Annotated in this window: 20 protein-coding genes; 12 read left to right on the top strand and 8 right to left on the bottom strand. The window is 67.6% G+C overall.

Translation table 11 applies throughout. The features are described from left to right. Positions 1–8: 8 nt before the first annotated feature. From ACK59X_RS31870 to ACK59X_RS31855, 4 genes are read left to right on the top strand one after another with little or no spacing between them, the layout of a single operon-like run. Positions 9–974: a branched-chain amino acid ABC transporter permease gene (locus ACK59X_RS31870; protein WP_409963095.1), complete on the top strand. Its 966-nt coding sequence runs from the start codon at positions 9–11 to the stop codon at positions 972–974. After that, positions 971–1,729 (top strand): ABC transporter ATP-binding protein, encoded by a 759-nt coding sequence (locus ACK59X_RS31865; RefSeq protein ID WP_409963030.1) that lies wholly within the window; start codon positions 971–973, stop codon positions 1,727–1,729. Before ACK59X_RS31870 ends, ACK59X_RS31865 begins: the two co-directional genes overlap by 4 nt. After that, complete coding sequence (locus tag ACK59X_RS31860) at positions 1,726–2,445, top strand: ABC transporter ATP-binding protein (protein ID WP_409963028.1); 720 nt, start codon at positions 1,726–1,728, stop codon at positions 2,443–2,445. The genes ACK59X_RS31865 and ACK59X_RS31860 overlap by 4 nt, the downstream gene beginning before the upstream one ends. A 19-nt stretch (positions 2,446–2,464) precedes the next feature. Then, a complete protein-coding gene (locus tag ACK59X_RS31855) occupies positions 2,465–3,535 on the top strand; it encodes a CDP-6-deoxy-delta-3,4-glucoseen reductase (RefSeq protein WP_409963026.1) in 1,071 nt (356 codons plus the stop codon). A 59-nt stretch (positions 3,536–3,594) separates the two neighbouring features. On the opposite strand, the gene ACK59X_RS31850 is transcribed toward ACK59X_RS31855, so the two are convergent. The 5 genes from ACK59X_RS31850 to ACK59X_RS31830 form a co-directional block, all read right to left on the bottom strand. Next, the gene (locus ACK59X_RS31850; RefSeq protein ID WP_409963024.1) at positions 3,595–4,653 is read right to left on the bottom strand and encodes a hypothetical protein; all 1,059 of its coding nucleotides are present in this window, start codon (positions 4,651–4,653) and stop codon (positions 3,595–3,597) included. Between the two features lie 47 nt (positions 4,654–4,700). Further along, the gene (locus ACK59X_RS31845) at positions 4,701–5,822 is read right to left on the bottom strand and encodes a hypothetical protein (protein WP_409963022.1); all 1,122 of its coding nucleotides are present in this window, start codon (positions 5,820–5,822) and stop codon (positions 4,701–4,703) included. 58 nt (positions 5,823–5,880) lie between these two features. Beyond that, positions 5,881–9,480 (bottom strand): hypothetical protein, encoded by a 3,600-nt coding sequence (locus ACK59X_RS31840; protein ID WP_409963020.1) that lies wholly within the window; start codon positions 9,478–9,480, stop codon positions 5,881–5,883. Between the two features lie 161 nt (positions 9,481–9,641). Next, on the bottom strand, positions 9,642–10,223 hold the full coding sequence (locus ACK59X_RS31835) for an acyl-homoserine-lactone synthase (RefSeq protein ID WP_409963018.1): 582 nt from the start codon (positions 10,221–10,223) through the stop codon (positions 9,642–9,644). 146 nt (positions 10,224–10,369) lie between these two features. Then, complete coding sequence (locus ACK59X_RS31830; RefSeq protein WP_409963016.1) at positions 10,370–10,774, bottom strand: DUF4902 domain-containing protein; 405 nt, start codon at positions 10,772–10,774, stop codon at positions 10,370–10,372. Between the two features lie 26 nt (positions 10,775–10,800). Here ACK59X_RS31830 and ACK59X_RS31825 point away from each other — a divergent pair, with 26 nt between their 5' ends. After that, positions 10,801–11,523 (top strand): LuxR family transcriptional regulator, encoded by a 723-nt coding sequence (locus ACK59X_RS31825; RefSeq protein WP_409963014.1) that lies wholly within the window; start codon positions 10,801–10,803, stop codon positions 11,521–11,523. A 150-nt stretch (positions 11,524–11,673) separates the two neighbouring features. Here ACK59X_RS31825 and ACK59X_RS31820 read toward each other — a convergent pair whose 3' ends face one another. Further along, on the bottom strand, positions 11,674–12,723 hold the full coding sequence (locus ACK59X_RS31820) for an AraC family transcriptional regulator (RefSeq protein ID WP_409963012.1): 1,050 nt from the start codon (positions 12,721–12,723) through the stop codon (positions 11,674–11,676). Between the two features lie 249 nt (positions 12,724–12,972). On the opposite strand from ACK59X_RS31820, the gene ACK59X_RS31815 reads away from it, so the two are divergent. From ACK59X_RS31815 to ACK59X_RS31800, 4 genes are read left to right on the top strand one after another with little or no spacing between them, the layout of a single operon-like run. After that, a complete protein-coding gene (locus ACK59X_RS31815) occupies positions 12,973–13,773 on the top strand; it encodes an SDR family oxidoreductase (RefSeq protein ID WP_409963010.1) in 801 nt (266 codons plus the stop codon). A 10-nt stretch (positions 13,774–13,783) separates the two neighbouring features. Then, complete coding sequence (locus ACK59X_RS31810) at positions 13,784–15,319, top strand: flavin-containing monooxygenase (protein WP_409963008.1); 1,536 nt, start codon at positions 13,784–13,786, stop codon at positions 15,317–15,319. A gap of 34 nt (positions 15,320–15,353) precedes the next feature. Beyond that, positions 15,354–16,574, top strand: coding sequence for a dienelactone hydrolase family protein (locus ACK59X_RS31805; RefSeq protein WP_409963006.1), 1,221 nt, complete (start codon positions 15,354–15,356; stop codon positions 16,572–16,574). Positions 16,575–16,630: 56 nt separating this feature from the next. Further along, positions 16,631–17,692: an aldo/keto reductase gene (locus tag ACK59X_RS31800; RefSeq protein WP_409963004.1), complete on the top strand. Its 1,062-nt coding sequence runs from the start codon at positions 16,631–16,633 to the stop codon at positions 17,690–17,692. Positions 17,693–17,725: 33 nt separating this feature from the next. Here the strand turns inward: ACK59X_RS31800 and ACK59X_RS31795 are convergent, their stop codons facing one another. Together ACK59X_RS31795 and ACK59X_RS31790 are read right to left on the bottom strand one after the other, a co-directional pair. After that, complete coding sequence (locus ACK59X_RS31795; protein WP_409963093.1) at positions 17,726–19,153, bottom strand: M20 family metallopeptidase; 1,428 nt, start codon at positions 19,151–19,153, stop codon at positions 17,726–17,728. Positions 19,154–19,175: 22 nt separating this feature from the next. Then, positions 19,176–20,144, bottom strand: coding sequence for a Bug family tripartite tricarboxylate transporter substrate binding protein (locus ACK59X_RS31790; RefSeq protein WP_409963002.1), 969 nt, complete (start codon positions 20,142–20,144; stop codon positions 19,176–19,178). A gap of 197 nt (positions 20,145–20,341) precedes the next feature. Here ACK59X_RS31790 and ACK59X_RS31785 point away from each other — a divergent pair, with 197 nt between their 5' ends. The 3 genes from ACK59X_RS31785 to ACK59X_RS31775 all read left to right on the top strand — a co-directional run. Beyond that, positions 20,342–21,283, top strand: a complete 942-nt coding sequence (locus ACK59X_RS31785; protein WP_409963000.1) for a LysR family transcriptional regulator — start codon at positions 20,342–20,344, stop codon at positions 21,281–21,283. Positions 21,284–21,303: 20 nt separating this feature from the next. Continuing rightward, positions 21,304–21,795, top strand: a complete 492-nt coding sequence (locus tag ACK59X_RS31780) for an aminoacyl-tRNA deacylase (RefSeq protein ID WP_184860942.1) — start codon at positions 21,304–21,306, stop codon at positions 21,793–21,795. Positions 21,796–21,841: 46 nt separating this feature from the next. After that, positions 21,842–22,196: glycerol-3-phosphate acyltransferase (locus ACK59X_RS31775; protein WP_409962998.1), on the top strand; the 355-nt coding region annotated here is incomplete at its 3' end.

Here is a 22,196-nt window from a genome sequence, read left to right as displayed (position 1 = left end):
CTTCGTATATGCCCGTGGGCACTGCCGTGCCGCGTTGGCGCGGCGCACTGCTGCCGCTGGTGCTGCTGGCTGCGCTGGCGGCTTTTCCCCTGGTCGCACCGGCCCTGGGCCTGGATTTCTATGTCGGCTTTGTGCGCCGGGTGCTGGTGGTGGCGCTGGCCGCCGCCAGCCTGAACCTCATCATGGGCTTTGGCGGCATGGTGGCGCTGGGGCATGCGGGCTTCGTGGGCGTGGGCGCCTATGCCGTCGTGGTGCTCAGCGATGCGGGCACCACATCGGCCTGGGTCGTGTGGGGGGCAGCCGTGGTGGCCGCAGCCCTGGTGGCTGCGCTGGTAGGGGCCATTTCGCTGCGCACCCAGGGCGTGTACTTCATCATGATCACGCTGGCCTTCGCGCAGATGCTGTACTTCGTGTTCGTCTCGCTGCGCAGCTACGGCGGCGATGACGGCTACACCCTGCCCATGCGGCCCGCGCTGGGGCTGGGCCTGGATGCGATGCACGAGCCCACACTGTACTGGGTGGTGCTGGCCCTGGTGGCGCTGGTGCTGTGGTGGCTGGACCGGGCCACGGCTTCGCGCTTCGGCGCGGCGCTGGCGGGCATCCGCGACAACGAAACGCGCATGCGTGCCCTGGGCTACCCGGTGTATCTGCTGCAGCTGGCGGCCTTCACGCTGGCCGGCGCCATGGCCGGCCTGGCCGGGGCGCTGCTGGCCACGGGCAACAGTTTCGTGAGCCCGTCGATGATGCACTGGACGCAGTCTGCCACCTTGATCGTGATGGTCGTCATCGGCGGCCTGGGCCGGCGCTGGGGCGGCCCGCTGGGCGCGGCCGTGTGGCTGGCGCTGGAAGAGGCGCTCAAGCTGCACACCGACTACTGGCACATGCCACTGGGCGTGCTGCTGATCGCCACCGCGCTGTACGCGCCCAAGGGCCTGGCCGCGCTGGCGGACCTGCGCGCAAGGAGCAAGCCATGAGCCTTTTTCAAGTGCAGGGCCTGGTCAAGCGCTTCGGCGGCCTGCTGGCCACGGACCATGTGAGCCTGTCGGTGGCGCATGGCGAGGTGCATGCCCTGATCGGCCCCAACGGTGCGGGCAAGACCACGCTGGTCAACCAGATCTCGGGCCTGCTGGCACCGGATGAAGGGCGCGTGCTGCTGGGCGGCACCGATATCACCGCGCTGCCCATGCACCGCCGCGTGGCCAAGGGCCTGTCGCGCTGCTTCCAGGTCACGCGCATCTTTCCCAAACAGAGCGTGCGCGACAACCTGCTGCTGGCCGTGCAGGCGCACAGCGGGTCGAGCTTTCGGTTCATGAAACCCCGTGCGCACGAGCGCGGGCTTTACGAGGCAGCCGGCCGCCTGGCCGAGCGGGTGGGGCTGCAGGGCCAGCTCGAAGAGGTCGCGGGTGCCTTGCCGCATGGCGCGCAGCGCACGCTGGATGTGGCGCTGGCGCTTGCGTCGGCGCCGAAGCTGCTGCTGCTCGACGAGCCCATGGCCGGCATGGGGCCCGATGAGTCGCAGCAGATGGTGCAGCTCATCGATCCCCTGCGCAAGGACATGGCGGTGCTGCTGATAGAGCACGACATGGAGGCCGTGTTCCGCCTGGCCGACCGCATCTCGGTGCTGGTCTATGGCCGCGTGCTCACGGCCGGTACGCCCGACGAGATCCGCAACAACGCCGAGGTGCAGGCTGTGTACCTGGGCACCGAAATCCTGGAGACCACCCCATGAGCGCGCCCGAGCCATTGCTGAGCTGCCAGGGCCTGGAGGCTGGTTACGGCGTGAGCCAGGTGCTGTTCGGCATCGATCTGCAGATCGGGGCCGGTGAGGTGGTGTCCCTGCTCGGCCGCAACGGCATGGGCAAGAGCACCACCATCAAGACCCTGGTGGGGGCGTTGCGCCCCACGGCCGGCGGCATCCGCTTTGCCGGCCAGGCGACCGACAAACTCAAGAGCGATGCCATCGCCCGCCTGGGCCTGGCCATCGTGCCCGAGGGGCGCCACGTGTTTCCCAACCTCACGGTGCGCGAGCACCTGCAGGCCTTTGCCGACCACCGCAACGGCCTGCGCGACGCCTGGGATATCGAGCGCATCTACGGCGTTTTTCCGCGCCTCAGGGAGCGGCAGAACAACCTCGGTAACCAGCTCTCGGGCGGGGAGCAGCAGATGCTGGCCATCGGCAGGGCGCTGTCCACCAACCCGCGCCTGCTCATCCTGGACGAGGCCACCGAGGGCCTGGCCCCGGTGATCCGCGAAGAGATCTGGCGCTGCCTGGCCACGCTCAAGGCCGCAGGCCAGACCATCCTGGTGGTGGACAAGTACGTGCACCGCCTGGTGGGCCTGGCCGACCGCCACGTGATCCTGGAGCGCGGGCGCGTGGTCTGGCAGGGCGATTCCGCCGCGCTCAATGCCGACCGCAGCCTGTGGTCGCGCTACCTCACCGTGTAGACCGTTCAAGGTTTTCCCCATGCAGATGACCGAAGAGGCCGGCGCAGCCGTGGCCGAAGCGCCCGCGTGCGCCATCACCCTGTTGCCGTCCGGCAAGTCCTTCACCAGCCAGGCGGGCGAAAGCGTGCTCGATGCCGCGCTGCGCCAGGGCATCCTGCTGCCCCACCAGTGCAAGACTGGTACCTGCGGCGCCTGCCGTGCCCGGGTCGTCGATGGCGCGGCCGCCTGCTTGCCGGGCGCCCAGCCTGTTGCGCTGTCGCCGCAGGAGGCAGGGCAGGGCATGCACCTGCTGTGCTGCACGCAGGCGGCCAGCGACCTGCGCATCGAATGCGCGGAGATCCCGCACATCCCCGGCATCGCCGTGCGCAAGCTGCCGGTGCGCGTGGCCGCGCTGGAGCGCCTGGCGCCCGACGTGGTGCGCGTGCTGCTGCAACCCCCGCCGGGCCAGCACCTGCAATACGCAGCCGGCCAGTACGTGGATGTGCTGCTGCCCGGCAACCGCCGGCGCAGCTATTCGCTGGCCACGCCGGCCCGCGAAGGGCAGGAACAGCTGGAGCTGCACATCCGCCACCTGCCCGGCGGGCTGTTCACTGACCAGGTGTTCGGCAAGCTCAAGGCGCGCGACGTGCTGCGCATCGAAGGGCCGTTCGGCACCTTCGGCATGCACGACCGTGAATCGCAGGCGCCTGCCATCCTGCTGGCCAGCGGCACCGGCTTCGCACCGGTGAAGGCGCGGATCGAACAACTGCTGGCCACCGGCAGCAGGCGCCGCATGCACCTGTACTGGGGTGGACGTACGCGGGCCGACCTGTATCTGCACAGCCTGTGCGGTGAATGGGAGTGTGCGCTTCAGGGCCGCCTGACCTACGTGCCCGTGCTCTCCGATGCACCGGCATCGGACGGCTGGACCGGCCGCACCGGCTGGGTGCACCAGGCCGTGCTGCAGGACCATGCGGACCTGTCGCAGCACGAGGTGTATGCCTGCGGCGCACCGGCCATGGTGGATGCTGCGCGGCGCGACCTGGCTGTCCAGGCGGGCATGCGGCCCACGGCGTTCTTTGCGGACGCCTTTGTGGCGCAGCCGGGCTGACCTGTCCATGGCTGCTGCTGCATGCTTGCGCGGGGCGCTTCTTCTCCTGCCTCTGCCCCTCAACTGGCCTGTGTGGTCACGAAGGTGACGGATCCTACCGGGGCGATCTGCTGCGGGCCGATGCCGTCGCTGGTAGCCGCCTGGGCATAGCGGGAATCCAGCACGCCCAGGGTCAGTGCCTTTTCGAACTTGTCCTCTGGAATCACGTAGTTGGCCGTCACCGTGATCTGGCTGCCCGCAGGCGGTACCTTGCCGGAGGTGTTCCAGTACTGGATGGCGATGGATGCGTTGAAGCCGGGGTCCACATTCACCTGGATGCCTGCCACATAGCCGTTGCCATTGGTTTTCGTGGGGAGCAGGGCGATGGATGTCATCTCCGGCGTGTAGCAGTCGGTGATCAGGCCGATGGTGTCTCCGGCCGGAATGCCCTGGACGGAAACACCGATCTGCAATGTGGCGGACTCTCCCACGCTCATGGGAATGTCGAAGCCCAGCCGGTAGAGCATGGCCCCCTCCACCGGATCGAACGACACCATGTTGCGAAAGCCGAACCCGAGTTGCTGCGTGAGCAACTGCGACATCTCCAGCCAGCTGCTGACGGTCGGGATGGCGCTGGCCGTGTTCTGGGAGACGAAGGCGTAGAACGATTCTGTGCTTGGCAGGCGCTCTGATCCGGTGTTCAGCAGGAAGGGCTGGGCGCCCACGCCGATGTGCCCCGCATCGGCCTGGACGCTGGCGTCCTCCAGGCCTTTCTGCGTGGTCAGCGGGTTGTTCTTCCAGCTGGACGGAAAGAGGATGAGCTGCGAGGGGGCCCAGTACAGCCGCACGCTGCCGTCGAATGCTTCCAGCGATCCATTGAGGCCGCGCAGGTAGTAGTAGTTCTGCCCCGGCGTGGGTTCGGTGGGGTAGGCCTGCTTCCAGCTGTCGATGGTGCTGAAGGCTACTGTCGGATTGGGCACCGGCACGCTGCTCTGGATGATGTCGGGGCTCTGGTTGAACGGGCTGACGGCCGGGATGGTGCCGGTGGATGCGAGGTTGTCCCGGAAATAGAAGCCGTCGTAGGTCGAGGCAGTGCTGGCCTGGGCGGGCGCTGGCTGGTTGGCAAATCCTGTGGTCATGAGGGTTCTCCTGATGGGTGTTGAAGGAAAGAGCGGGGTGCCGGGGGCTATCTGCTCACCGTCTCCCAGTTGTAGGTGCCCTGGATGATCCAGGCCTGGGGGCCGATATCGAAAACCTCAGGGCAGTGGCGGCGCAGGCGAAACATGAACTCCGCGTCGATCAGGTTGCGGGCGACGGCCTCCCGCAGTTGCGCAGGAGCTGAGGCCACGTAGTTCACCGACATCGGCACGCGCGCGCCTGCGGGCGGCTTGCTGCCGTTGGGGCTGTACATGTTGACGGTCATGAGCGCCTGGTAGCCCGGCTCCAGCACGGCACTGCTCACGCCCAGCAACACGCCGTCCTGCGTCACCTTGGTGCGGCCGAGCCTGATGGGATTGTCTGCCGAGTCGGGGCGGCTGGCATAGAACTCCGCATCCCAGCCGACATAGCCGGTGGGCGAGATGAAGATGGAGTAGGCGTTGGTGGTGGGGTAGTCCACCGGAATGGACAGTGGCTCGGTGTACTGCCACGTGGGTGTGGCGGCGATCATCGATGTGTTGCGCCAGCCCCAGCCCAGGTTGTTCATGATCAGCGAGCCCATGTCCAGCGCGGTGTCCACGCTGGGGAAGGGATTGCTGTTGTTGGCGTCGTTGAACTGCGCGAACAGGCAGTAATGGTCGCTGCCTGGCGGCGGAGGCGTCACATTGGTCCACACGAAGGTGGCGTCGCAGACGCCCACGGTGTTCGTTGCCAGGTTGTTGATGTGGCCCTGCGTCTGGCCCAGGTCTGTCTTGATGACGTTGCTCTGCCATTGAGAGGGCGAGTTGATGATGCCCGAGGGTGCGTAATACAGCTGCACGGTGTTGGTCTTGTTGACGGTTGCACCGTTCTTGCCGCGAACATAGATCAGGTTGGTCTGGCCCGAGTAGATGTTGTTGCTGGACGAGGTGGCGTAGCTGCTGTCCGTGGCCAGGACCTGCTGGAAGTTGGCAATGGGGGTGGTGCCCGCAAACCAGATGTCGGGCGATGCCGAATACGGCCCGGATGCGGGAACGCTTTCGCTGTTGCCGGAGTTCGGGCGCAGATAGACCCCATTGAACTGGCTGACGGCCTGGGCGGCGCGCATGGTGGGCAGCCCCACGGGGCCGCGGCTGACGATGGTCTGGGTTTTGGGAACGCGGATCAGCATGATGAACTCCTTGAGGGGAGAGGGTTGGGGAATCGGGCGGTGCGGATGTGCTGGGCGATCAACCCAGCAGGGCTGGAACCGCTCCGGCAATGGGGCTTGGAGATGCGTTGGAGGATGCGAGCAGGTCGGCGAAAGAGATCACGCCGGCGGCGGTGATGCACAGCGCGTCTGCTGCGGCAACCACGACCAGCGAGATGCCCGATGTGGCGGTCTCGATGGGCGGCAGCTTGAGCAGCTTGCACACCTCGGGAACGCACTGGACGATGTTGGCGGCCCGCGAGAGGCCGCTCAGTTCGCTGAAGGTGATGCCGGTGACGATGACATGCCCGGCACCGTACAGGGTGGCCACTACCAGGCCGGGGACGGTGTCGTCGTTCTCAGGGAAGGCCCCTTCGTACACCGCAAAGCCGCAATCGAGCACCACCCCCAGGCAGGTGTAGATCCAGACCCACTTGCCGGCGCCATCGGCCGTGGAGCAGTTGGGGCCGCCTGCGCTGTAGATCCATGGGCAGTACGCTGCCTGGGCGTAGATCTCCGTGCCCAGCGCGAACTTGGTCAGCACCTTGACCAGCGGGTCGACGGCGCCGGCACCGGTGGTGGGTTTGAGGTCCATGCCGGCCGACAGGAAACCATAGGCGAAGCTCGATACGGTGGCGGACACCCCGAGCAGTACCTGCGCCGCATTCAGCGCCCCGGCTGACAGGGGGACGGCAGGGGCCGGGGCCTCGATGGCGGCTTTCTTCTTTCCGGCCGGTGTGCCCTGGGCCAGGCCGGAATTGGCCAGCATGGTCTGCGCGCTGAACGAGGCCTTGAACTGGTCCACGCTTCCCTGGTCGGGGAAGGGCGCCGCGCCGTACATGGCCTTGTAGATGATGGTCGATGGAATCGCCAGGATCAGGGAGGACAGGTCGGCCAGCGAGAGGGCAGAGCCATTCGTCAGCCAGGCATAGAACTGGGTGACGAAGGGAATGTTCCACTCGGCTGTGAATTCCTGCTGCAGGGTGGTCAGGAAGCTTTGCACCAGCTGCAGCAGCCCGTCGACGATGGCCTGGACTCCGGCGAGCATGGCATTGGCCAGGCCCTGCACCACGCGCAGCAGCGCTGACAGCAGCTGCGAGAAGATCTGGTCGGGGTTGCCGCCCAGGTTCTGCATGTAGCCCAGGGCCGCGGTGAAGGCAGGGTCGTCCTGGACGGAGGTGGTCCACGCCTGTATCTGCTGGGTGAGGATGTCCCAGGGGCTGGCGTTGGGCGGCAGCACGGTATTGACCTGGCTCGATGCCGACGAGTTCTCCAGCGTAGCGTTGAGCACGAGGTTGTTGGCATTGCCCGACGAGTAGACCGGTTCGGACGGCGTCTGGCTGTTGGTGTAGCCCCCGAGCGATGCCGTGCCCCCCACGCTGGCCACCAACTGGTCGAATACTGCGGCCAACTCGCTGCGTGCCGTGGCGATGCCTTCGTCGAACAGGCTCTGGATGCCGGCCACGGCACCCGGCAGGAAGCCCAGGAACTGGGCCATGGTGTACGACAGCGCTTCATGCGTGCGCAGGATGTCGGACCAGGAGAAGATGAACCCGAGCCACTCGAAGATTTGGGTGAAGACCACCTTCACCTGGGCGAAGAACACCTCGACCAGGTCGAAGGCCTGCTCGATGAACTCGACCACCGTCTCGAACAGGTAGGTGACCCCATTCACCACGAACGAGATGGCTGCATTGACGGCATTGCCGATGGTGGTGATGACCGTGTCGACCACGGTGATGATGCCGTCCACCACACCGCTCACGAAGTCGCCGATGCTGCCGATCCAGTCGAAGAAACCGCCCACCGACTGGCCTGCCGCCACGTGGGACGCCCGCTTTTCCAGCAGCAACTGGTGGGCCTCGGTGGCGCTCAGTTCGCGGTACTGCGGCTGGCCGCTGCGAAAGTCCAGTTGCCAGTGGGTGCCTTGCGCGGGTGCCGTGATGCGGTTGAGCAGGTGTGTCGCGTCGCTGGCGACGCAGCCGACACCGCGCTTGGGGGCTGGACCCAGCATGGCGTGGCCCGTGGTGCGTGCCACTTGCGGGTTGCCGGCCAGGGCCATGCACTGGTTGAATGCGGTGGCCAGGCTGTCCGTCTGCTCGGCGGTCCGGTACTGCTCCTGCAGCAGGTAGCTGCCGTCGGCCGTTCTGGCGTTCATCAGCTCGGTGCCGGTGACGTCCTCCAGGCGCTGCTGGACGCCGGCATACTGCTCCAGCGCAATGCCTTGGCCGGCGGGCATCTGGCTGACGATGTTGATCTGCAGGGCTGGAATGCCCAGGATGCCGGTGCCCTGGGTGATGCTCAGCGTTCCCGAGCTGGCGCAGGTGAGATTGGCAGGTGTGCTGGCGTCGATGGTGTAGGAGGCGCCGTTGACGACGATCTGCGTCTGCGTCGCGGCCCACACCTGGATCGGGGCGTTGGGCATGGGCGCGCCCACGGCGTCGTACACCATGATGTCGGTCGAATACGAGATGAACTCTTCCACCTGCCCTGACGTCGGCACCTCCAGGGGGGTGATCTGCCAGTTGCCGCTTTGCTGCTGGTTGATCAGGTGGCGCAGGGTGGCCTGTGCCGTGCCCACGGTAAAGACTTCGAGGTTGCCCTGGTTCTGCTGCGCCACGCCCATCAGGGCCACGCCCGAGTCGATGACCATGGGGTCTGTCCAGCCCCTGCCGGTGGACTGGCTGGGCTGGAAGTGGAACAGGCGCCCGCCGGTGTCCAGCGTGAACAGCTGGACCTCATGCGTGTTCGACAGTGCGCTTTGCACGTCCCGGTAGCCCATGCCCTGCGTGACCTGGGCCCAGCTGAAGGTGGTGGAGCCCACCATCTGGTACAGGTTGCCATCGGCAAGAATGGCGAAATACTGGTTGTTGCCGGTGCCGTCCAGGCTGGTTGTCACCGCCAGGGACTTGAACGTGGCGGCAAACGGATAGCGCCGTATGGTCTGCGTCGCCACGTTGAATCCGAGGTACACCGTATCGAGCACGGTGAATTCGGCGGTCGATGCCGCCGAGCCGGACCATACGCAGTTCAGCGTGGACAGGTTGACCGTGGTGGAGGTGAAGGCGCCAGGCTGGTCGTCCCAGAGGGCATAGGCCAGCGCATACGCATTGCCCGGACTGGCGCTCTTGAACCTGGTGAGCGCGGCCACGTACAGGCGCCCGCCGATCTGCTGCGCGTACAGGCCGGAGATGGCGATGGCGGTCGATGGCTGTGCCAGCTGTGCCGTCATCACGCGGCCCCATCGGGCCGCACCCGCCTGGCCGGTTTCGACCACATAGTTCAGCACCAGGTTGTTGGCGGCGAACAGCACGATCTTGCCGGCGGCATTGAGCCCTGCCACCACCCACCTGGCCGCCAGGCCGGTGCTGACGCTGCTGTAGCCCGTGTCGCTGTTGGTGTCGGGGTAGAAATTCCAGACGGTGCCGTCGGTCCCTACGGTGAACGTCTCGACCTGGCCACGGCCATTGCGCAGCGCAACGATGTCGCCGCCGCCGTGCGCGGCAGCGGCGATGCGGTACTGCTGCATGAACTTGGTCTCGGTATTCAGCTGTGGCCCACCCTGTCCGCCGGACTGGGTGGCGAAGGAGGGGAAGCTGGCTGCGATGGCGGGGGTCAGCGGTTTCGGGGTTTCGGACATGGTGCGTGCTCCTGGTGGTGCGGTGGTGGGCAGGCCGGCCTGTCTCTGGATGCGGCGGTTTCGGCCTGCAGTGCGAGGGGAGGGGGGAGCGCGCGCTTCGCGCTCGGTGGCGTACGCAAGAGGGCTGCCGGGCGTGGCCTGCCGTGCCCTGGTTTAGCGGCTCAGGACAGCGCGGGTGATGGTTGCCTGGCGAGCGGGCGTTCGACGTTGACGGCCTGCAGCGTGGTGTCATCCACCTCGACGACGCATGCGACCGTCATCGCGATGCCGATGCGCACCGGTGGTCCGAGGCGGTGGATGTGCACCCCCTGCCGCTTGAGCAGGCGCTCGATGGCCAGGGTGGTCACGGTCACATAGCGGCTGATGCCGTATGCCATCGCAAACCGCGCAGCCTCGGCCATCAGCGAGACGGAAAGCGGCCCGAACCCTTCTGCGCTGGTAGCAACCCGCTCCGTTGCAAGGGCGAACCGGCTCATTTCCCAGACATCGAGTGCCTGGGGCGCCGGCTGGCCGTGCAGGAGCTCGGGAAAGGTGTCCTTGAGCATGTAGGGGCCCACGGTGGGCAGCAGGCGCCAGCATGCGTCCACCCGGTGGTCCGGCGTCTTGCCCAGGATGTAGACGGCCGACGTGGCATCGAAGGCATCGCGCTCCATGCCATCGTCGGTGGAGACATCCCAGCCCAGGCGGGTGTGGAAGGTGTCGTAGCGCAGCCTGAACATGCCCTCTGCATCTGCGGGCGACATGCTTTGCAGTCGGTGGGTCTGAACGAAATGCACGATTTCCCCTCGTCGTTGGCGTGGGGGGATTTCACCAACACCAGGCGCTGGACGGTACTATCAAAAATCGGAGGGGCAGCGCATGTTGCAGGGGCGGCAGGCCCTTGCCAGGTTCAAGGCGCCGGGTGCCACGGGATCCGGGAAATGGCGCCCAGCAGGTGCCTTTGCGAAGCGGGCAGGGGCAGGTCGTAGCCTTGCCGGTCCCTGATCTGGATATTGGTCCGGATCCCGGCGGGGAGATCGATGCAGGCTCCCTGGCTTCCCACCTGGAACCAGTCCCATCCCAGCGAGAGCACCTGGCCGTCCTTGACGGAACTCCATTCGGCAGCGCCGCAGCGCATCCAGTCCATGCGCGTGTCTTCGATGAAATGTGCCAACACCCAATCGAGCGATGCCAGTTCGCTCGCACACAGCCGCAGGTAGCCGTCCCTGGAGTGGACCTGGGGCGCTTGCGGCGGGAGAAGGGGCTCTCGCCGCAGATGCCAAAAATTTCTTGAGCCCGACGAATGGTTGGTCATAGCATCCTCTTTCGCTTGGAGCTTCTATGTCAACAACGCCATCCCTGGAAGACGTCGCGGCCGTCATGGCTGCAGACTCGGAGCAGTCGCTTCTGGACGTGGTCCGCAAGTCGGCCACTGCGCTGGGTTTTGACCATTTCATGCTGGGCATCGAGGTGTCTCGCCCCTTGCTCAAGCCCGTGCAGCACGTGAGCAGCGGCTATCCGCTGGCTTGGCGGCGTATCTACGCGGACAAGGAGTACGCATGGAAGGATCCGACGGTAAGCCACTGCAAGAGGCTGGCCACGCCCCTGGTCTGGTCCGAAGCCATGTACCCGGCGCAGAGCCGCGACCTCTGGGAGGATTCCAGGGCCCATGGAATAGGCTTTGGCATGAGCATCCCGGTGCATGACTTCGCGGGGAACAAGAGCATGTTCAGCCTCGCGCGCGACCAGCCGATGGACCCGGACACCGGGGTGCTCGAGCATGTCATGGCCTGTGCCCTGGTGCTGGCAAGCTGCGCCCATTTCGTCATGAACCGGCTCATCGTTCCCGGACTGCTGAGCAAGGTCGACCCGATGCTCACGGCCCGCGAACGGGAGTGCCTGGCCTGGACGGCCAAGGGCAAGACAGCGGCCGAAGTGGGGATGATCCTGCAGATCTCTGAAGCAACAGCGGTGTTTCATCTGAACAATATGGTGCGCAAGTTCAACGTGGCCAACAAGACCCAGGCCATTGCGGTGGGGGTCGCGATGGGGCTGGTGAACTGAACTTCCCCGGGGCCCGCCCTGGCGGTGAAGTGCCGGTTCGCCCGGCCATTGTGGGCAGGTTCCCGCGGGGTATGCACTCCCAAGAGTGATAGGACGCCTCGCGGCCCGGGCCTGATAGGCTGGGAAGGTTTGCGGGTGCTTTGGGGGGCATCAGTGGCGGGGCAGGCCGCTGCCCTGCCGGGTCTCGGACGGGGTTTCGCCAAAGCGCTTGCGATAGCTCTCGGCAAAGTGCCCCAGGTGAAAGAACCCATAGCGCGCCGCAATGTCCGAGACCTGCGGGGCGCGTTCTGACGGGGCGGGCTGCAGCAGCGCCGCGTGCACCGCATCGAGCCGCAACTCGCGCAGGAAGGCCATGGGGCTCCTGCCCGTGCACTGGGCAAACGTCTGCTGCAGCGACCGGGCGCTGACGCCTACGTGCGCGCACACATCGGCCAGGGTGAGGGGCAACTCCAGCTGGCTGTGCATGAACTCCTGCGCCCGTTTGACCACGCGCGGCAGCACCACGGGGGCGGAGCCGGGCGCGGCCATGCCCGCCGCCAGTGCCGCCGAGTAATTGTGCTGCGTGGACAGCAGCAGGCTGGTGAGCAGGTGGCTTTCGGCCTGCTCGGCCAGCACCGGGTGGCCCAGCAGGAAGGCCTTGGTCTCGACCGCCGAGCGCAGATAGGCAATGAAGCTGGCCATGCCCATGAGCGTGGGGTTGGCCAGGTCCACCCCCAGCCCGAACACCAGCTGCTTGTGCACCGGCTCATGCAGCAGGGCCGACAGGCGCGCCTGAAGGGCCTCGCGCTCGATCTTGACGATGAACTGCGGGCTGTCCTCGTGCCAGCGCATGGACAGCGGCTCGGGGGGCGAGGGCAGCGTGGCCCGGAGCGCATGCGATTCCAGCGCCTGGCCGCCGCAGCGCACGCTGGCGCCCCCGCGCAGCGGTATCTGCAGCAGGTAGAAGCCCGCGAGGTGGCCGGGCTCGATGCGCACCGCCGGGCCGTACTGCACGTAGTTCAGGCTGGCGTCGCGGTGCAGGGGCACGCTGTGGTGGCAGGCATCGAGCTGTGCGCCCGGGTGCAGCGTGGCCAGCTCGTGCGGGCAGAACACCCGGCCCACGAACTCGCGCGCCTCGTCCAGGTCATGGCTGTCGAACAGGCGGTAGTGCGCCAGCGGTAGCGGGTGCGCGGTGCTGCTGCTCTGCTGGGCGGTGGGCATGCGGTTCGGCCGGTGGGGTGTAGTTTCTTCTGGAGCAAGCACGAAGCACGCCACGGCAGGGGCGCGAAAACATGCGTTTGCGGGATACGCCCTGCGCTTTCGGGATGCGTATGCGCGGGCTGCTTTCCTATTCTTGTGCATGCCCCGGATGCTTTGCAAGAGCGTTAGCACCCGGGCGCACCGGGGCGGGTGTGACGGTGTGTTACCGCTGCTGCGCCGCAACATGTTTCAGTCAGCACAGGAGTCAGCATGGTCCAGGGATTCGAAGGCATGCGCGGCAAGAGCGCGATCGTGACCGGGGACGCCACCCTCATCGGCGCCGGGGTGGTGCGTGCACTGCACCAGGCTGGGGTACGGGTGGTGGTGGCCGACATCAACGCCAAGGCCGGGCAGGCGCTGGCGGACGCGCTGGGGGATGGGGTGCTGTTCAGCCGCACCGACATCACCGATGACGCCCAGGTGGCCGCCTGCGTGGACCTGGCCGCCGAACGCCATGGCGGGGTGAACTACCTGGTGAACCTGGCCTGCTCGTACCTCGACGACGGGATCGCCTCGTCGCGGGAGGATTGGCTGGCATCGCTCAACGTCAACCTGGTCAGCGCGGTGATGGTGCTCAAGGCCGTGCGCCCGCACTTCCAGCGTGCGGGTGGCGGGGCCGTGGTCAATTTCACCAGCATCTCCTCGGGCGTGGCGCAGACGGGGCGCTGGCTCTACCCGGTGGGCAAGGCGGCCATGGTGCAGCTCACGCGCAGCATGGCCATGGACCTGGCGGGCGAGGGCGTGCGTGTGAACAGCGTCTCGCCCGGCTGGACCTGGTCGGCCATCATGGACCAGCTCACCGGCGGCGACCGTGCCAAGACCGACCGCGTGGCCGCGCCCTTCCACCTGCTGCGCCGCGTGGGCGACCCGGCCGAGGTGGCCAATGTGGTGCTGTTCCTGTGCTCGGACCTGGCCAGCTTCGTGACCGGTGCCGACTATGCCTGCGACGGCGGCTACTCGGCCATGGGCCCCGAGTCCCACACCCCCGCCATCCCCCAGCTCATGTCGTAAAGGAGCTACCATGACCATCCGATCCGTAGGCATCATCGGTGCCGGCTTTGCCGGCCTGTCCACGGCCAAGGTGCTGCGCGCCTTCGGCTTCGAGGTGACGGTGTTCGAGAAGGAGCCCGACGTGGGCGGTGTCTGGGCCGCCTCGCGCCGCTACCCGGGCCTGACCACGCAGAACCCGCGCACCACCTATGCGCTGTCGGACTTTCCCATGCCGGCGCATTACCCCGAGTGGCCATCGGGCCAGCAGGTGCAGGCCTACCTGCATGCGTACGCCGAGCATTTCGGGCTGATTCCGCACCTGCGCATGTCCACCACGGTGGAGAGCGCGGTGCAGGACGAAGAGGCCGGGGTGTGGACCGTGAAAGCCCGGCGGGCGACAGCCGGGCTGCCGGCCGAGGTGCACCGCTTCGACTACCTGGTGGTGTGCAACGGCATCTTCAGCGAACCGGCCGTGCCGCAGTACCCGGGTGCCGATGCCTTCGAGGCGGCGGGCGGGCGCGTGTGCCACACCAGCCAGTTCACCGACGCGAATCAAGCGCGCGGCAAGCATGTGCTGGTGGTGGGCTACGGCAAGTCCTCGTGCGACGTGGCCAATGCCATTGCGGCCGACAGTGCCAGCACCACGGTGCTGGCACGCCAGCTGATCTGGAAGATCCCCAAGAAGTTCATGAACGTGCTGAACTTCAAGTTCCTGCTGCTCACGCGCATGGGCGAGGCGCTGTTCAAGTACATCGAGCCCAAGGGCTTCGAGAAATTCCTGCACGGTGCGGGCCTGCCGGTGCGCAACTCCATGCTGGGCAGCGTGGAGTCGGTGGTCACGCGCCAGCTCAAGCTGCGCGAGATCGGCCTGCACCCGGGCACCCCGCTGGAGACCATTGCCCGCAGCACCGTGAGCCTGGTGACCGACGGCTTCTACGAGAAGGTGGCGGCCGGCCAGTTGGGCGTGCGCAAGGGCGTGAGCATTCGCGCACTGCAGCCCCGCCAGGCGGTGCTGAGCAATGGCGAGACGGTGCCCGCCGACCTGGTGGTCTGCGGCACGGGCTGGCAGCAGCAGGTGCCGTTCTTCGACGCCAGCGTGCTGCAGCGCGTGACCGATGCGCGCGGCAACTTCCGGCTGTACCGCTCCATCCTGCCGGTGGCCATGCCGCGCCTGGCGTTCAACGGCTACAACTCCTCGTTCTTCAGCCAGCTCAACTGCGAGATCGGCGCGCTGTGGCTGGCCAACCTGCTGCGCGGCGGGCTGCAGCTGCCGCCGCAGGAGGCCATGAACGCGCTGATCGACCGGCGCCTGGCCTGGATGGAGGAGCGCACCGACGGCAAGCACTCCAAGGGCACCAACATCATCCCGTTCTCGGTGCACAACATCGACGAGCTGCTGCAGGACATGGAACTGCCGCTGGGCGTGCTCACGCGCCTCAAGCAATGGCTGGGGCCGGTGGACCCGGCCGACTATGCCGTGGTCACACGCCAGTTGCTGGCGCGGCATGCGGCCGTGCCCGACATGGCGGCCACGCCCCAGGCCACCTCCGGTGCCGCTGCCTCCTGAACCCACTCTCCTACAACACACAAGGACCCCCACCATGCCAGGACAATGGACCACGCTCGATGCCGCCGATGGCGGCGGCCGCTTTCGCGCCTACCTCGCCACCCCTGCAAGCGGCAGCGGGCCGGGGCTGGTGCTTGCGCAGGAAATCTTCGGCGTCAACGCCACCATGCGCGGTGTGGCCGACTACTACGCCGAAGAGGGCTATGTGGTGCTGGTGCCCGACCTGTTCTGGCGCCAGCAGCCCGAGGTCGAACTCGATGCCGCCAACGACATGCCGCGCGCCTTTGCGCTCTACCAGGGCTTTGACGAGGCCAAGGGAGTGGACGATCTGCAAGCCGCGATAACGGCTCTGCGCGGGTGGCCCGAAGTCCGGGGACAGGGCGGCAAGGTGGGGGTGCTGGGCTTTTGCCTGGGCGGCAAGCTGGCCTACCTGGTGGCCTGCCGCACCGATGCCGACGTGGCCGTGGGCTACTACGGCGTGGGCATCGAGGCCGCGCTGGCCGAGGCCGCAGACATCCAGTGCCGCCTGGTGCTGCACATCGCCGAGCTCGACGGCTTCTGCCCACCGCCCGCGCGCGAAGCCATCGTGCAGGCGCTTTCGGGCCGGCAGAACGTGGAGCTGTACGTCTACCCCGGCACCGACCATGCGTTTGCACGCGCGGGCGGCGACCATTTCCACAAGCCCTCGGCCCTGATGGCGCACCAGCGCAGCGTGGCCGCGCTGCGGCGCGCCATGGGCCCGCACTACGACCTGTCGGCCCTGTGGGACAAGCACTGCGAGTACGAGTTCGCCACGCGCGATGTGGACGCCACCATGTCCACCATGGTGGCCGAGCCCTATGTGAACCACATCCCCACCATGACGGGCGGGGTGGGCTACAAGCACCTGCATGACTTCTACACGCGCCATTTCGTCAACAGCAACCCGCCCGACACCAGCCTCACGCCAATCTCGCGCACGGTGGGCGCCACGCAGGTGGTCGACGAGATGCTGTTCAGTTTCACCCACACCACCGAGATCCCCTGGATGCTGCCCGGCGTGGCGCCTACGGGCCGGCGCGTGGAGATACCGCTGCTGGCGGTGGTCAAGTTCCGCGGCGACAAGCTCTATCACGAGCACATCTACTGGGACCAGGCCAGCGTGCTGGTGCAGGTGGGGCTGCTCGACCCCAAGGGCCTGCCGGTGGCGGGGGTGGAGACGGCGCGCAAGCTGCTCGACGAGACGCTGCCGTCGAACGGGCTGATGACACAGTGACGCCTGCAGACTTGGCCGGCAACCCGTAAACTGCGCGGCTTGCCAACGGAGTCCGCATGAAAACCATCCAGCTCGGTCAGAGCGATCTGCACGTCACCCCCATTTGCCTGGGCACCATGACCTTTGGTGAACAGGTCAATGCATCCGATTCCCACGACATCCTGAGCCGGTCCCTGGCCCGGGGCGTGAACTTCATCGATACCGCCGAGATGTACGCCGTGCCCGCCAAGGCCGAGACCTTCGGCGCCACCGAGACCATCATCGGCAACTGGTTCGCCAAGAACCCCGGTGCGCGCGAGAAGCTGGTGCTGGCCACCAAGGTGGCAGGCCCGTCGCGCGGCATGCCCTGGGTGCGCGAAAGCAAGGGCATGACCCCTGCCGACATCGTGGCGTCGTGCGAGGGCAGCCTGCGCCGCCTGCAGACCGATGTGATCGACCTCTACCAGATCCACTGGCCCGAGCGCCATGTGCCGGCCTTCGGCGGCATGTACTACGACCCGGCCAAGGAGACCTCGGAGACGCCCATCCACGCGCAGCTGGAGGCGCTCTCCGGCCTGGTCAAGGCCGGCAAGGTGCGCTATATCGGCCTGTCGAACGAGACGCCCTATGGCGTGCACGAATTCGTGCGCCTGGCCGAGCAGCATGGCCTGCCGCGCGTGGCCACGGTGCAGAACCCCTACTGCCTGGTCAACCGCACCTGGGAAAACGGGCTGGACGAGACCTGCCACCGCCTGAACGTGTCGTTGCTGGCCTATTCCCCCCTGGCCTTCGGTCTGCTGACCGGCAAGTACGACGAGAGCGGCACCACCGGGCCCGACGCCCCCAAGGGCGCGCGCATCTCGTCCTACGAATCGGTGCGCAAGCAGCGCTGGGGCCGCCCCGAGGCGCTGCAGGCCGCGCGCCGCTACAACGCGCTGGCGCGTGCCAACGGGCTCACCCCTGCGCAACTGGCCTTGGCCTTCTGCTACACCAAGTGGCAGGTGGCCAGCACCATCATCGGCGTGACCTCGGTGGCGCAGCTCGAAGAAGACCTGAACGCCTGGGGAACGACGCTGTCCCCTGAAGTGCTGAAGGCCATCGACGCGATCCGCCAGGACCTGCGCGACCCGGCGCTGTGACGGCCAGGTGACGGCCCGGCCGTCACCACATCTTCAGGCGGCGCTGGCCTCGGCGGCCAGCGCGCCTTCCTTCCACGGCACGCCCGCGGGCTCGCCCAGGTCCCAGAACAGGCCGGCCATCACGGCCAGGCCTTCGCGGGCCACGCTGGCCAGCAGATGCTCGTTGGGCGCGTGCTGGGCGCAGGCCGGGTAGGAGTGGGGCACCCACAGTGTGGGCAGGTGCAGGTCGTCGGCAAAGATGTCGTTGGGCAGCGAGCCGGCCAGGGTGGGCAGCAAGGGGGCGGGCGCGCCCGCGCGGTGCTGCATGGAGGCCAGCGCCCAGTCCACCCAGGGGTTGTGCAGGTCCAGGCGCGTGGCGCCGCACTGCATGCCCAGCTCGATCTCCACCTCGGCAAAGCCGTGGGCGTCGAGGTGGGCGCGCACGATGTCCTTCAGGTTGCGCCAGTCCGTGCCGACCACGAAGCGCAACTGGCAGTGCGCCACGGCGCCCGACGGGATGGCGTTGACGGGCCGCGCGGGTGAGCCAGCGCCCAGGGCCAGCACCTCCAGCGTGTTCCAGCCCACCAGTTGCTCGCCCGGTGTCAGGCCGGGCTCGCCCCAGCCCGGGGTCAGGGCCGGGTCGTCGGCGCCGCCGCCGATCACCACGTCCTTCATGGCCGTGCGCAGCTTGTCGGGCAGGGGCGGGGGCAGCAGGCCGGGCACCCGCATCCGGCCATGCGCGTCGACCATGCTGGCCACCGCATGGGCCAGCACCGTGGCCGGGTTGGACAGCACGCCGCCCCAGTTGCCCGAGTGGTAGGCCCGAGGCCGGCTGTTCACCTTGAGCGAGAAATTGATGGCGCCGCGCGAGCCCAAAAACAGCGTGGGCCGCGCCGCATTCACGCGCGGGCCGTCGCTGGCGATGAAGCGGTCGGCGCGCAGGGCCTCGCGCTGCTGCTGGCAGAATGCGGCCAGGCCCGGCGAGCCGGCTTCCTCGCCCATCTCCATGAGCAGGGTCACGTTGTAGCCCAGGCGCCCCTGGCGCGCGGCGATGGTCTGCGCCAGGGCCGTGAGCACCACCGTGTGCTGGCCCTTGTTGTCGGCCGTGCCGCGGCCGTACCAGCGGTCACCCTCGATCTTCAATTCCCAGGGCGAGAGGCCTTCGCGCCAGTTGGCGTCCTGGCCGTTGACCACGTCGCCGTGGCCGTAGGTCAGCACCGTGGGCAGCTCGGGCGATTCCACACGGCGCGCCAGCAGCACCGGGCCGCCGCGCGCGTCGGGGTTGTCCAGCACCTCGCAGGCAAAGCCCAGGGGTTCGAGGCCGGGCACGATCTCGTTGGCCAGGTACTGGCGCAGGGCGGGCGCGCCGGGCTGGCCGGTGTCGCTCTCGGTGCGCCAGGCCACGCGGCGCCGCAGGTCGGCCTCGAAGCGGCCGGCATCGAAGTGCTGGTGCACGCTGGCGAGCAGTTGCTCTCGGTTCATCGTCGTCGCTGTCATGTCGTTGTCACTCCACAATGATCTTGGCGCGGTGGGCCAGGGCGCGGTAGCGCACGATTTCCTCGTCGATCACGGCCCGCGTGGCCACGGGGCCCAGGTGCACGGGTTCCATGCCCTGGGCGCGCATCTGCTCCTGGATCGCGGGGTCGCGCGTGATGGCCTCGACCTCGGTCACCAGCCGGCGGATCACGGGCTGCGGTGTGCGCGCCGGTGCGGCAATCGCATACCAGGCGTCGAAGGCGGCGGCGGGCAGCTTGAGCTCCTCGACCGTGGGCACGCCGGGCAGCATGGTCGAACGCGCCTTGCCCGCGATGGCCAGTGCGCGCAGCTTGCCGGCGCGGATCTGCGGGGCGGCTGCCGCCACGGTGTCGATGCCCAGCTGGATCTCGCCGCCGATCAGCGCCATCAGCGACTGGCTGCTGCCCCGGTACGGCACGTCCTGCAGCTGGATGCCGGCGGCCTGCTCCAGCAGCGCACCGGCCAGGTGCGGGCCCGAGCCCGAGCCGAAGGTCGCGTAGTGGATGGTCTTGGGCGCGGCCTTGGCGGCGGCGATCAGGGTGTTGAGGTCCTTGTACGGCGCATTGGCACTGACCACCATGACCAGCGGCGCACGCGCCACGGTGGCCATGGGCACCAGGTCGGTGGCCGGGTCGTAGGGCAGCTTGGCGCGCAGTGCGGGGTTGACCGAGTAGCTGGTGGAGCCCGAGACCAGCAGCGTGTAGCCGTCGGCCTTGGCGCGCACCACGGCCTCGGTGCCGATGATGGTGGAGGCGCCGGGCTTGTTGTCCACCACCACGGGCGTGCCCAGGCGGGTACCGAGCTTCTGGCCCAGGGCGCGGGCCACGGCGTCGGTACCGCCGCCGGGCGGGAAGGGTACGACCAGGCGCACGCTCTGGCCGGGGTCGGGCCAGGCGTCCTTGGCGGCGGTGGCGCTCTGCGCATGGGCCAGGCCGCAGGCGGTGGCAAGGGTAGCCATCAGCAGGGGGACTCGAAGACGTTGTTTCATTGGGGGCTCCAGGCTAGGGCGCCGGGCTGCGCAGCACAAGGTGGCTGCGGCAGGGCGATGGGTTGATTGGAGCCTCGATGCACGCAAGATCGATGCTGGTTTACCATTGCTATCGATAGAGAATAAGCACCAAGGTATTGCCTGAAAGGCAATATGAAAGCCGACCCATGCCCCTGTCCCTGCTGAGCCTGCCCCTGCGCTACTTCCTGGAGGTGGCGCGCACCGGTTCGGTCAACCAGGCCGCGCAGCGCCTGCATGTGGCGGCGTCGGCGGTCAGCCGCCAGTTGGCCAAGCTGGAGGACTCGCTGGGCGTGGCGCTGTTCGAACGGCAGACGCGCGGCATGCGCCTGACGACGGCGGGTGAACGCCTGCTCGCCCATGCGGGTGCGCATGCGCAGGAGTCCGCGCAACTGGTGGAGCAACTGCAGGGCCTGGCCGAGCAGGAGGCGCGGCGCGTGCGGCTGGCCTGCACGGAAGGGTTTGCAGCCGGCTTCATGCCCCTGGTGATGGCGCAGTTCCGCGAAATGCACCCCGAGGTGGAGCTGCAATTGCACGTGGGCGTGCCCGAGGAGGTGTCGGCGCAGGTCCAGCGTGGCGATGCGGACCTGGCCCTCAAGTACAGCGTGGCGCCCGAGAAGGGCCTTGCGGTGCTGCACTCGGCCATCGCCCCGGTGTTCGCGATCACCGTGGCCGGCCATCCGCTGGCACAGCAGCGCATGGTGAGCGTGGCCGACGTGGTGCGCTACCCGTTGCTGCTGGGCACGGCCGGCATCACCGGGCGCCAGTTGTTCGACCTGTCGTGCACGCTGCAGGGCCTGCGCTACACGCCTGCGGTGGTGAGCAATTTTTCCTCGGCCCTGCTCCCGCTGCTGGGCCCGCGTGATGTGGCGCTGGCCAGCTACCTCACGGCCGCGCGCTGGGTCGAAGAGGGTGTGCTTGCAGCCCGCCCGTTTGAGGACGTGCAGCTGCAGCAGCGCCGCCTGCAGGTGCTGGCGCTCGATGGGCGCCTGCAACCGCCGCTGGTGCAGGAATTCACCGGGGTGATGGTGGCCGCCATCGAACAGTACGGCAAGCGCAAGGTGGGGCGGCGCAAGCATGCGAGCCTGTGAATGGGTACCATCGCTGCGCCATGGCCAAGAAAGAACACGTCTCCGAAACCCCTGCCACCCAGCTTCTCAAGGCGCGCAAGGTGGCCTTCACCGAGCACCCGTATGAGTACCTGGAGCATGGCGGCGCCCTGCACAGCGCCGAGGTGCTGGGGCTGGACCCCTTCACGGTGGTCAAGACCCTGGTGATGCAGGACCAGAATGCCAAGCCCCTGATCGTGCTGATGCACGGCAACCGCAAGGTCTCCACCAAGAACCTGGCGCGCCAGATCGGTGCCAAGTCGGTGGAGCCCTGCGCGCCCGAGGTCGCCAACCGCCACAGCGGCTACCTGGTGGGCGGCACCTCGCCCTTCGGCACGCGGCGCGAGATGCCGGTGTACATCGAGGGCAGCATCCTCGAGTTGCCGCGCATCGCCATCAACGGTGGGCGGCGCGGCTTTCTGGTGCAGATCGACCCGCAGGTGTGTGTGCAGCTGCTGGGTGCCCAGACGGTGCACTGCGCGCTGGCAGAATAGCGGGCCTGGGTACCTGCAAGTACCCGACCCATCCAAAGGAACTGTTTTGAACGCCGTGTTGTACCCCCTGATTGCCACCGTGGCTGCGTATCTGCTCGGCTCACTGTCGTTTGCCGTGATCGTGACGCGCGCCATGGGCATGCGCGACCCGCGCACCTACGGCAGCAAGAACCCGGGGGCCACCAATGTGCTGCGCTCGGGCAGCAAGGTGGCGGCCATCGTCACGCTGCTGCTCGATGCCGTGAAGGGCTGGCTGCCCGTGGCGCTGGTGGCCTGGTTCGGCAAGCCCTATGGCCTGGAGGAGGGCACCATGGCCCTGGTGGGGCTGGCGGCCTTCCTGGGGCACCTGTGGCCGGTGTTCTTCCGCTTCGAGGGCGGCAAGGGCGTGGCCACGGCGCTGG

The sequence above is a fragment of the Acidovorax sp. genome (genome assembly GCF_046339755.1).
In the GTDB taxonomy this organism is placed as follows: Bacteria; Pseudomonadota; Gammaproteobacteria; order Burkholderiales; family Burkholderiaceae_C; genus Acidovorax.
This window is presented reverse-complemented; position numbering and strand designations above follow the sequence as displayed.